Raw genomic sequence first — 11,378 nt, forward strand, 5'->3', positions numbered from 1 at the left:
ACCGCATCCGCCGCCCGAAGGTAGGCCGCCGTGACCCAGCGTTATGTGATGTCCATCGACCAAGGCACCACCTCGACCCGGTGCATCCTGTTCGACCAGCGCGGCCGGCTGGTCTCGGTGACGCAGCGGGAGCACAAGCAGCACTTCCCGCGTCCCGGGTGGGTGGAGCACGACGCCGTCGAGATCTGGCGCAACCTGGAGCGGATCGGCCCGGAGGCGCTCGCCCACGCGGGCATCGGGCCCAGCGAGGTCGCCGCCGTCGGCATCGCCAACCAGCGGGAGACGACGGTGCTGTGGGACCGGCGCACGGGCGTCCCGGTCACCCCCGCCGTCGTCTGGCAGGACACCCGGACCGACACCCTGGTCGACGAGCTGTCCCGGCGCCCCGACGCGCACGTGGTGCGCGAGCGCTGCGGCCTGCCCCTGGCCACGTACTTCTCCGCCCCCACCGTCCGCTGGCTGCTGGACGACACCGACGGGCTGCGCGAGCGCGCCGAGCGCGGCGAGGTCCTGTTCGGCACGATGGAGAGCTGGCTCATCTGGAACCTCACCGGCGGCCCGGACGGCGGCGTCCACGTCACCGACGTGACCAACGCCAGCCGAACGCTGCTGATGAACCTGCGCGACCTCGACTGGGACCCGGTCCTGCTCGGCTTCTTCGGCATCCCCCGCGCGATGCTGCCTGAGATCCGCCCGTCCAGCGAGACGTACGGCGTGGCCCGGCGGGTGCTGCCCGGCGTGCGGATCTCCGCGGCGCTCGGCGACCAGCAGGCCGCGCTGTTCGGGCAGACCTGCTTCCACCGCGGCGAGGCCAAGTGCACCTACGGCACGGGCGCCTTCCTGCTGCTCAACACCGGCACCGAGCCGGTCGCCTCCACCCACGGCCTGCTCACCACGGTCGGCTACCAGATCGGCGACCAGCCCGCGGTGTACGCCCTGGAGGGCTCCATCGCGATCACCGGCGCGCTCGTGCAGTGGTTCAGGGACCGGCTCGGGATCATCAGCACCGCCCCGGAGATCGAGACCCTGGCCCGCACGGTCGACGACAACGGCGGCTGCTACATCGTCCCGGCGTTCTCGGGGCTGTTCGCGCCCCACTGGCGCAGCGAAGCGCGCGGGGTCATCGTCGGGCTCACCTCGTACATCACCAAGGGCCACCTCGCCCGCGCCGTGCTGGAGGCCACGGGCTGGCAGACCCGCGAGGTGGTCGACGCCATGAACGCCGACGCGGGCATCGCGCTCACCACGCTCAAGGTCGACGGCGGCATGACGTCCGACAACCTGCTCATGCAGTTCATCGCCGACGTGCTGGACGTGCCGGTGGTCCGGCCCATGGTCGCGGAGACCGTCTCCCTCGGCGCGGCGTACGCCGCCGGGCTCGCCGTCGGCTACTGGCCCGACCTGGAGGGCCTGCGGCGCAACTGGCACCGCGCCGCGCAGTGGACGCCGGCGATGGACCCGAAACGGCGCGAGGACGAGTACGACAACTGGCGGCGGGCGGTCGAGCGCGCCCTCGACTGGATCAAGCCCGCCGCCGGCTGACGCCGTCAGCCGGCGGGCCGGTCCAGCGACAGGTCCAGGTCGTCGAGGCCGAACCACTCACCGGACGGCGGCTGATCGGCCATCGGGTCGCTCCAGCGCAGCCGGACACGGCCTGGGGCGGCCTCGACGATCCTGGCCTCCCGCCAGGCGGGGCCGTCACCGACGCGGGCCCACCAGGGCTCCGACAGACAGGCGAGCCCCCGGGCGTGCAGGGTACGGACGGCGTCGCCCTGGTCGCCCGCGCCGCCGAGCGGCACACCGAAGATCGTCACCGCCTGCCAGCCGCCGGCCGTCGGCACCACCCGGCCCAGCAGTTCCCCGTCGTCGCGCCGCACCTCGTGCGGCGCGGGGAAGGCAGGCCAGCTCTCCCCGATCGCCTTGACGATTTTCTCGGCCGAATCCCGCTGCCAGCGCACGCCCTCGCGCTCGGCCTCACCGCCGGCGTAGGCGCGAGGATCGACACGCCGGCCGAGCACCCACACGTCCCGGATCAGCTGGGTCGCCGTGATGTCGGCCGTCGGGTCGCCGCCGACGAGGACGAGGTCGGCCCGGCGCCCTTCGGCGATCTCACCGCGATCGGCCATGCCGAAGACCTCGGCGGGCGCCGCCGTCGCGGCGGCCAGCGCCTCGCCCGGGGTGAACCCGGCGCCGACCAGATGCTGCAGTTCCCGGTGCAGGCTGGCGCCGAACACCAGCCCGGGGTTGGGCACGTCGGTGCCGGCGAGCACGCGCAGGCCCGACTCCAGGAACGCCACGGCGTTGTACCGCTGGGCGGCGCCGTCCGGCGGCTCGGGCGGCATCCACCGCCTGGCCTGACGTTCGACGACCCGCCGCCACCGGGCGCTCAGCCGCCCCGCGAGGTGCGGCTGCGCGAGCAGTGGCATGACACCGTCCTCATCCGGAAAGCCGTCGATGATGCTCAGCGTCGCGATGACGGCCACGCCGCACCGGGCCACGTCGCCGATCTGGCGGTCCGTCATGCGGTCGAAGGGCGCATGAGCCAGGACGTCGACGCCGCACCGGGCCACGGTCACGGCCCCTGCCGCCGACGAGGCGTGCGCCACCACCGGCAGTCCGCGCTTGTGGGCGGCGGCCACGAGTGCCTCGATCGTCCGGACGTCGAGCGCGGGAATGTCGAGCATCGCGCCCGAGCCGTCATCGTAGATCACCTTGATGTGCGTCGCCCCCTCGGCGACCCTGCCGGCGACGAAGGACGCCGCGTCCAGCGGCCCGGTGACGTAGGGAAAGGGCGCGTACGCGATCGTCGGGTGCCCGCCCGGAGCGGTCGCGCCCACGCTCGATGTGCGCATGTCGGCGAGGACGGGTCCCCGGCCGCGTTCCGAGGCGGCGACCGCGGCACGCTCGGGATCGATGGTCTCGGACTTGCTGAACATGTCGATGACCGTCGTCACACCGAATACGGCCGCCAACTGCGTGCACCCCGGGAGCAGGTGGACGTGCGCGTCGACGAGGCCGGGCAGGAGGGTCCCGCCGGAGCCGTCGACGACCGCGTCGCCCGGCCGTGTCACGGACTCGTTCCCGACAGCGGCGATACGGCCGTCGCGGACACGGACATGCGTCACACCGGGGATCAGGCCTCCGCCGCTGAAGACGCGGACACCGGCGATGGTGAAGGGCTGATGCGTGCTCATGCCGCCGACGGTAGAAGTTGACGTAACGAGAAGGTCCAGCGATTAGGGTTCGGGCGTGGAGCACTCCATCAGCGAGGTGGCCCGCATGTCCGGCCTCACCCCTCGCACGCTCAGGCACTACGACGACATCGGGCTGCTACGCCCCGCCCGCACCGCCGGCAACGGCTACCGCTGGTACGGGCGCCGGGAACTGCTGCGCCTGCAGCGGATCCTGTTCCTGCGGGAGCTGGGCGTGCCGCTCGCCCAGATCACCCGGCTCCTCGCCGGCGACGGGGACGACGTCGCCGCGTTGCGACGGCACCGCGACGATCTCGTCGCCCACCGCGAGCGCCTCGACGAGATCATCCGGACCCTCGACCGCACCATCGCCGACCTCAGCGGTCAGGCGCACCTCAGCGAGGAGGAGTTCTTCACCGGCCTCGCGGCACGGCGCGGCGATCTCCGGCGGGACCTGGAGGCCCGGTACGGAACCCGCGTCGCGGGGCACTTCGCCGAGGCGGACGCGGTGACCGGCCGGTGGACCCGCCAGGAGCACGAGCAGGCGGCGGCGCACGGCCGACGGCTGCTCCGGCGGCTGTCCGAAGCACGTTCGGGCGGCCTGGCCCCCGACAGCGTCGCGGTCCTGGACCTGATGACCGAGCACTACCAGGGCATTCGGCTCCTGTGGCCCGCCGACGCGGCCGCCTACCACGCACTCGCGGACGTCGTGACCGGCAACCCCGGCCAGCGGGCCATGATCGAGGAGATCGACCCGCTCCTTCCCCCCTGGCTGGCGAGCGCCATCCGCGCCTACGCCACCCGACGGCTCGGCTACACCGCGAGCTAGGGATCGGCACCGCGCGCCCGGCCATCCCCTGACGTCGGCAGTCCCGTGAGCTCTTGCGCTCAGTTCTATGACCAAATAGTGTTATCCGGTCAAACAATGAAAGAAGGGCGGATGACCAGGGTGGGACGGCCCCCGCAGGATCCGGCGCGTCAGGTGGAGCGGGCGCACCGCATCCTCGACGCCGCCGCGGAGCTGATCGGCCGCTGGGGCTACGACAAGACGACGATCGACGATGTCGCCAGGCAGGCCGGTGTCGCCAAGGGCACGATCTACCTGCACTGGAGGACGCGCGACGCGCTCTTCGCCGCGCTGCTGCGCCGGGAGCGCGTGTGGATGCTCGAGGAGATGCGGCGGAGCGGTCCCACCACCCCGCGCGAGCTGTTCGCCGGGATCGCCGCGGGCCTGCTGCGCCGTCCGCTGCTCAAGGCGGCGCTGGTCGGCGACTCGGAGGTGCTCGGCAAGCTCGTCCGCGAGAAGCGGCACGGCCCCGGCGCGATGAACCTGGGCGAGGCCTTCGACGCGTACTACGCCGAGTTGACCGCCTCGGGCGCGGCCAGAGACCTGTCGGGCGACCACGTCCTGGTGATCGGCTCGATCATGTACGGGTTCCTCACCGTGCCGTGGCTGCTCCCCGGCGGGCCCCCGCCGGAGGATCGGCTCGCCGCGCTGCTCGCCGACATGATCGAGCGCGCCATCGGCACCGGACGGGCGCTGCCACAGGACGCCGTACGCGCCGTGGAGCGGGCCACCCTCGACTATCTCGACACGATCGCGGACGTCGCCCAGCGCAAGCTGGCGGACTCCCTGAGCCCTTCTAGGAGCGTGTGACATGAGGGCTGTCATCCCCCTTGACGATGCCGGCGCCGACCTCGCCACGGTGGGCGGGAAGGGCGCCTCTCTGGCCGCCCTCGCAAGGGCGGGGCTGCCCGTCCCCGGCGGCTTCCACATCACCACCGAGGCATACCGGGCCTTCGTGGCGGACTTCCGCGAGGAGACACTGGCCGCCGCCGCGGCGGGCGACGCCGAGCGGATCGCGGCCCTGTTCGCCGGGCGCGAGGTTCCCGGCCCGATCGCCGCCGAGATCCGCGCCGCCCACGCGGCGCTGGGCGACGACGTCCCGGTGGCCGTACGGTCGTCCGCCACCGCGGAGGACCTTCCCGGCATGTCGTTCGCCGGGCAGCAGGACACCTTCCTCAACGTCACGGCCGACGGGCTGCTGGACGCGGTGAAACGGTGCTGGGCCTCCCTCTGGAACGCCCGCGCCATCGCCTACCGCGAACAGAACGGCGTGCCGCACGACGACGTCGCCTTGGCCGTCGTGGTCCAGGAACTGGTGGACGCCGACGCGGCGGGCGTCATGTTCACCGCCGACCCCGTCACCGGCGCGCGGGACAGAACGGTGATCAACGCGTCGTGGGGCCTGGGCGAGGCCGTGGTCGGCGGCCACGTCACTCCCGACGCGATCGTCGTCACCGGCGGCGCGGTCGTCGAGGAGCGGACCGGCGACAAGACGGTCATGACCGTCCGCATCCCGGGCGGCACCCGCGAGGAGCCGGTCCCCGAGGACATGCGCCGGGCCCCCGTCCTCACCGGGTCGCAGGCCCTGGCGCTCGCCGAGCTGGGCGCGCGCCTCCAGGCGCTGTACGGCACGCCGATGGACGTGGAGTGGGTCCGGCGCGCCGGCGCGTTCGCCGTCGTCCAGGCCCGCCCGATCACCGGCTCCGCGCCGCAGGTCGAGGAGTGGAACGACAGCCTCAAGGGCGACTATCTGTGGACGTCCGGCAACCTCGGCGAGGCCATCCCCGACGTCATGACGCCCGTCACCTGGTCGTTCGTCCGCCTGTTCATCGACGAGGCCATGTCGGCGGCCGCGCTGCCCGGTTTCGACCTGGTCGGCAACATCGGCGGCCGTCTCTACATGAACCTGAGCATCGCCGTCTCCGTCGCCCGAGCGTTCGGCATGCGGAGCAGGCTCGGCGCGATCGAGCAGGTCTTCGGCAGGCTGCCGCCGGGCCTGGACGTGCCGTCGCTCCAGATGTCGCGCCTGCGGATCATCACGGCGGTGCTGCCCATGGCCGTCCGCATTCAGCGCAAGGTCAGGGTCAACCTCAGGGGCATGCGCGACTTCCTGGCCACCTCGCTGGAGCGGTGCGAGGAGCTGCGCGCGGCGATCCGGTCCACCTCGTCGGCGCCGGAACTGGCCGACCTGTGGTCGCGGGCCGTCGAGCCGCATTTCGTCACGGCCTGCCGCATGCTGGAGGCCGCGGGTCGGCAGGGTGGCAGCACACTCGTCCTCACCCGCGACAGGTTGCGCAAGATGGTGGGCGAGACCGACGCGGAAGCCATGCTGACGGGTGCGAGCGGCGAGGGCGAGCTGGCCAGCCTCGGGCTGATCACGGGACTGAGCCGGCTGGCCACGGGCGAGATCACCAGGGAGACCTTCGCCAGGCTCTACGGCCACCGCGGCCCGCACGAGTTCGAGGTGTCGGTCCCGCGCCCCGGGGAGGATGCCGCCTGGATCGACGCCCAGCTCGCGGCGCTGGGGGACATGCGGGCCGACGCGGACGGCCTGCTGGCCCGGCAGCGCAAGGCCAGGGAGGAGGCGTGGGCGCGGTTCGCCCGGCGCCACCCCCGCCAGGAGGCCGCGATGCGGGCCAGGGTCGAGCGCTGGGCCGGGGTGGTGCGCGACCGCGAGGCCACCAGGTCGGAGGTCATCCGCGCGTTCTGGGTGCTGCGGGCCTTCGTCCTGCGGGCCGGCGAGCTGACCGGCCACGGCGACGACCTGTTCCACCTCTACCTGGACGAGCTGCTCGCCGTGCTCCACGGCGACGCCACCCCGCTGGAGCGGGTGCCCGTCCGGCGTGCGACTTACGAGATGTACGCGGCGCTCCCGCCGTACCCGACGCTCATCGTGGGCCGGTTCGACCCGGTCCGCTGGGCGGCAGACCCCGGCAGGCGCGCCGACGTCTACGACGCCCGCGGCGCCGCCCTCCCGGCTGCGGACACCGTGACCGGCTTCCCCGGCGCGCCCGGCGTGGTCGAGGGAGTCGCCAGGGTGATCGCCCGGCCCGAGGACGGCGATCGGCTCCGGCCCGGCGAGATCCTGGTCACCACGCTCACCAACGTGGGCTGGACGCCGCTGTTCCCGCGCGCGGCGGCCGTGGTCACCGACGTCGGGGCGCCGCTGTCGCACGCCTCCATCGTGGCCCGCGAGCTGGGCATCCCCGCCGTCGTGGGCACCGGCAACGCCACCATGCGAGTGCGCGACGGCGACAGGATCAGAGTGGACGGCGCACGCGGCACGGTGGAACTGCTCGGCGCGTGACGCGTGAGCCCTGCGACCGGGTCCGCCCGGGCGGCCGTCTCATCCGCGAGGAGTCGGGCCGGCTCAGGAGGTCGGGCCGATATCGGGCTCGGGCTCGGGCATCGCCGACTCCTCACCGGTCGCCGGCGGCGTCTCGGCGGCCGGCGTATCGATGTCGGACACACCGCCGATCATCGCCTCCAGGCCCTCGTCGTCCGGTTCCGGTGTCAGCGGCTCGGGTGAAGTGCCCCTCGCATCCTGCGCTCCGGATCTGTCCGCCACCACGTCCGCGTCTCCTCCCACGTGTCCTCGCCGCTGTCCGCCGGTCCCCCCGGCCCGCGGATCACGCATGACCGCTCACCTGCCCCCGTCGTATGGCCTTCATTCATCCTCGCAAAGACCCGTCATGCGTACGCTTCGGCCTCCCGGGGGTAGACGACAGGTGATCGGAGCGAGGAGTGGACGGCATGGACAGGCGTCGGCGTGACCTGGTCGACCGGGACCTCGAGGAGGCGGCGGCCGACCTCCTGGCGCACGATCCCCGGCTGCGCGGCCTGGACGTGCGGGTCCGCTTCGACGGCGGGGTGGCGCACGCCGAGGGCGACGTGCCGGCCGCCGCCGACCTCGCCGTGCTGCGCGAGCGTCTCGGCCGCCTGGCCGGGGTGCTGGCGGTGTGGGACCGGGTGCGGGTGGCCGGCGCCCCGCCCCGGGTCGTCGATCTCGGCTGCGGCGGCACCAAGCAGCACCGCGACAACATCGGCATCGACCTGCGCCCCGGGCCGGTGGTCGACGTGCTGGCCGATCTGGCGTACGGGGTGCCGCTGGCGGACGAGTCGGTGGACCAGATCTTCGTGGTGCATGTGCTGGAGCACCTGGCCGACTACCTGCCCCTGCTCCGCGAATGCCACCGCGTGCTGCGGCCGGGCGGCGTGCTGCACGTCCTCGCGCCCTGGTGGCGGCACGTCAACGCGGTGGCCGACCCCACACACGTCCGGCTGATCGACGTGCAGACGTTCAAGCACCTGTGCCGGCCCGACGACGCGGGCCGGTGCTGGTATCCGCTGCTGGTCACGCGCGACGAGTCCACGGTCTTCGCGGACCTCGTTCCGGCGAAGGACGGCCGGGAGCCCGCCTGCGAGCGGCGGCTGGCCCGATTCTTCGACTGAGCGGCCGACGGGTTCGTGAGAGGCTGCCGCTGGAACCCGATTCGGGGCGAAGGAGAGCGATGACCGGCGAGACCTTGGAAGAGCAGCGCGAGTACGTCCGGCGACTGGCCGCGGCGCACGTGGAGAACGGCGATCCGCTCGGCTGGTTCGAGCCGCTGTACTCCGCGGCCGAGCGGGGCGAGGCCCTGGTCCCCTGGGCGGACCACGTGCCCAACCCGCGCCTGGTCGAGTGGGCCGGCGGCCGTGCCGGCGAGGGGCGCACGGCGCTGGTGGTGGGGTGCGGCATGGGCGACGACGCCGAATACCTGGCCGGCCTGGGATGGGCGGTGACCGCCTTCGACGTCTCGCCCTCCGCCGTCAGGGCCGCCGCGAGCCGCTTCCCCGGTTCCTCCGTCCGGTACGTCGCCGCCGACCTGCTCGCCCCGCCGGAGGAGTGGCGGCAGGCGTACGACCTGGTGGTGGAGATCTACACGGTTCAGGTGCTGCGCGGCGACCTGCGCGAGCGGGCCGTCCGCGCGGCCGGCTCGCTGGTCGCGCCCGGCGGCACGCTGCTGGTGGTCGCCCGCGCGCGGGAGGAGAGCGACCCGGAGGGCCGGATGCCCTGGCCCCTCACCCGCACTGAGATCGACGCGTTCGCGACCGGCGGGCTGCGCCCGGTGCGCGTGCGCGACGTGTACGACGACGAGACCCCGCCGGTGCGCCGCTGGGTCGCCGAGTTCGCCCGCACCTGAGGTAATTCGTTCCCCAAATTGTCACGGCGTTCGGGCTCGCACCACGGGGTAGTGGCGCATCGTGGGTAGGTGATGGAGGACCACGGGGGTGGGCAGATGGAGCAGGGCATCCCCCCTTCTCATGATCGTGGGCTGTTGCGCGCGTTGACGGACATGCTGGAGGCCAGCCACCTGGTGGCGTTCGAGGACATCCCGTCGCTGATCGACCGCCACAAACGCGAGGCGGGCTTCGAGGAGATCGGCGTCTACCTGGCCGACCTTCAGCAGAGCGTGTTGCGCCGGTTGTGCGGCCCCGGCGAGGAGGACGCCCAGCCGGAGGAGCTGAAGATCGACACCACGCTCGCCGGGCGCGCCCTGCAGGAGGTCCGGGTTCTACGGGGAGGCCCGGAGGGCGACTCCCCCGGCCAGTGGTGGGTCCCCCTGCTGGACGGCACCGAGCGCCTCGGCCTGCTTCACATGATCCCCGAGTCGGAGGGCGACGGTGTCGAGGAGCGCATGCGGCACATCGCGTCCCTCGTCGCACTCATCGTCGTCAGCAAGCGCTCGTTCAGCGACTGCCACGCACGCCTCGTCCGGAGCCGCCCGATGAACGTGGCGGCCGAGATGCAGTGGAACCTGATGCCGCCGCTGACCTTCGCGACGCCCTCGGTGACGATCGGCGCGGTGCTGGAGCCGGCGTACGAGATCGGCGGCGACGCCTTCGACTACTCCACCTCCGGCGCCCACGCGCACGTGGGAATCTTCGACGCGATGGGCCACGACGTGGCGGCCGGGCTGACCGCGAACCTCGCGATCGCCGCCTGCCGCAACCACCGGCGGCAGGGCATGGGCCTGGCCCGCAACAGCGAGGCGATCGAGCGCGTGCTGATCGACGAGTTCGGCCGGGGCGACCGCTTCGTCACGGCGATCATCGGCGACCTCGACCTCGGCACCGGCCTGTTCACCTGGGTCAACCGCGGCCACCACGCGCCGGTGCTGATCCGCCGGGGCCGCTGGATCTCCACCCTGAAGTGCCCGCCCGCCCACCCGATGGGACTCGACCTCGGCCTGCCCGTCACGCTGTGCCGGGAGCAGCTGGAGCCCGGCGACCGGATCCTGCTCTACACCGACGGCATCACCGAGATGCGCAGCCCCGACAGCGGCGAGTTCGGGCTGGGCCGGTTCGTCGAGTTCATGATCCGGCAGAACGCCGCCGGGCTGCCGGTGCCCGAGACGCTGCGCCGCCTGATCCGGACCGTGATGGAATATCACGAAAACCGGCTGCACGACGACGCCAGCGTGCTGCTCGTCGAGTGGCACGGCACGGCCCACGAGCAGCTCAGCCCCTGATCCCGCCGGGGTCGTCACGGACCTTAGCGGAACCCCGGCATGATCACGGGCGGGCGCGTGCGTCGTCGTGGGATCAGCGTGCGCCGGCCACTGGGTGGAGACCTCCGGCGCGGCGGGGTGCGCCGCACCGGAGGCGTGTCGAGTGGGGCTATCTGGTCCAGGTCCACTTCTGGTTGGTGCCGCCCCAGCAGTTGTAGAGCTGGATCTTGGTGCCGTTGCCGGTGCCGGCTCCGGCGGCGTCGAGGCACAACCCGGACTGGACGCCCTGGATGGTGCCGTCGGAGTTCACCCGCCACTTCTGGTTGTCGCCGCCCCAGCAGGAGTAGATCTGGACCTTGGCGCCGTTGCCGGTGCCGGCCGCGTCCAGGCACTTGTTGCCGTACACCCGGATCTCGCCGGCGGAGGTGGAGGTCCAGGTCTGGTTGGTCTGGCCGTTGCAGTCCCACAGCTGCACCTGGGTGCCGTCGGCGGTGCTCGCGCCGGGCACGTCCAGGCAGCGGCCGGAGGCCGCCCCCTTGATCGGCCCGCTACCGCCACCGGAGGTGGGGGTCGCTGAGGGGGTGGACGATGGGGTCGCCGACGGGGTGGGTGAGGGGGACGTCGTTGTGGTGCCGTCGAGGCCGAGGAAGGAGATGGCGTAGGCGAGCTGGCCGCTCATCGGCAGTTGGTGGCCGACGCCGGAGATGCTGATGCCTTCGACCGTGGCCTGGGTGCCGGTGTTGCCGTAGCGGGTGCGGGTCCACGACGACTGCGGGTGGTCGGTGAAGGAGGGGGTCTGGCTCAGCCCGTTCAGGTTGGTCCACTGCTTGATCTCCTCGCCGAAGTTCG

The 11,378-nt window shown here is 72.8% G+C and carries 10 protein-coding genes; 7 read left to right on the forward strand and 3 right to left on the reverse strand.

Going from position 1 to position 11,378, the window contains the following annotated elements; all coding sequences use genetic code 11:
• The first annotated feature begins 30 nt into the window (after positions 1-30).
• A complete protein-coding gene (gene glpK / locus FH610_RS34580) occupies positions 31-1,542 on the forward strand; it encodes a glycerol kinase GlpK (RefSeq protein WP_139579448.1) in 1,512 nt (503 codons plus the stop codon).
• A gap of 5 nt (positions 1,543-1,547) precedes the next feature.
• Here glpK and FH610_RS34585 read toward each other — a convergent pair whose 3' ends face one another.
• Complete coding sequence (locus FH610_RS34585; protein WP_139579449.1) at positions 1,548-3,194, reverse strand: amidohydrolase family protein; 1,647 nt, start codon at positions 3,192-3,194, stop codon at positions 1,548-1,550.
• A gap of 55 nt (positions 3,195-3,249) precedes the next feature.
• On the opposite strand from FH610_RS34585, the gene FH610_RS34590 reads away from it, so the two are divergent.
• The 3 genes from FH610_RS34590 to FH610_RS34600 all read left to right on the forward strand — a co-directional run bounded on the left by FH610_RS34590 (position 3,250) and on the right by FH610_RS34600 (position 7,345).
• Positions 3,250-4,020: a MerR family transcriptional regulator gene (locus FH610_RS34590; RefSeq protein WP_139579450.1), complete on the forward strand. Its 771-nt coding sequence runs from the start codon at positions 3,250-3,252 to the stop codon at positions 4,018-4,020.
• Between the two features lie 111 nt (positions 4,021-4,131).
• On the forward strand, positions 4,132-4,848 hold the full coding sequence (locus FH610_RS34595; protein WP_139579451.1) for a TetR/AcrR family transcriptional regulator: 717 nt from the start codon (positions 4,132-4,134) through the stop codon (positions 4,846-4,848).
• A 1-nt stretch (position 4,849) separates the two neighbouring features.
• Entirely contained in the window at positions 4,850-7,345 is a 2,496-nt protein-coding gene (locus tag FH610_RS34600) for a PEP/pyruvate-binding domain-containing protein (RefSeq protein WP_139579452.1), read from the forward strand.
• A gap of 63 nt (positions 7,346-7,408) precedes the next feature.
• Here FH610_RS34600 and FH610_RS34605 read toward each other — a convergent pair whose 3' ends face one another.
• Positions 7,409-7,609 (reverse strand): hypothetical protein, encoded by a 201-nt coding sequence (locus tag FH610_RS34605; RefSeq protein WP_139579453.1) that lies wholly within the window; start codon positions 7,607-7,609, stop codon positions 7,409-7,411.
• Positions 7,610-7,791: 182 nt separating this feature from the next.
• Here FH610_RS34605 and FH610_RS34610 point away from each other — a divergent pair, with 182 nt between their 5' ends.
• The 3 genes from FH610_RS34610 to FH610_RS34620 all read left to right on the forward strand — a co-directional run bounded on the left by FH610_RS34610 (position 7,792) and on the right by FH610_RS34620 (position 10,550).
• The gene (locus FH610_RS34610) at positions 7,792-8,490 is read left to right on the forward strand and encodes a methyltransferase domain-containing protein (RefSeq protein ID WP_139579454.1); all 699 of its coding nucleotides are present in this window, start codon (positions 7,792-7,794) and stop codon (positions 8,488-8,490) included.
• Between the two features lie 59 nt (positions 8,491-8,549).
• Positions 8,550-9,221 (forward strand): class I SAM-dependent methyltransferase, encoded by a 672-nt coding sequence (locus FH610_RS34615; protein ID WP_139579455.1) that lies wholly within the window; start codon positions 8,550-8,552, stop codon positions 9,219-9,221.
• Positions 9,222-9,356: 135 nt separating this feature from the next.
• The gene (locus FH610_RS34620) at positions 9,357-10,550 is read left to right on the forward strand and encodes a PP2C family protein-serine/threonine phosphatase (RefSeq protein ID WP_240809374.1); all 1,194 of its coding nucleotides are present in this window, start codon (positions 9,357-9,359) and stop codon (positions 10,548-10,550) included.
• A 148-nt stretch (positions 10,551-10,698) separates the two neighbouring features.
• Here FH610_RS34620 and FH610_RS44825 read toward each other — a convergent pair.
• Positions 10,699-11,378: RICIN domain-containing protein (locus tag FH610_RS44825; protein WP_240809375.1), on the reverse strand; the 680-nt coding region annotated here is incomplete at its 5' end.

It is taken from the genome of Microbispora catharanthi, assembly GCF_006334915.2.
Taxonomy (GTDB): domain Bacteria; phylum Actinomycetota; class Actinomycetes; order Streptosporangiales; family Streptosporangiaceae; genus Microbispora; species Microbispora catharanthi.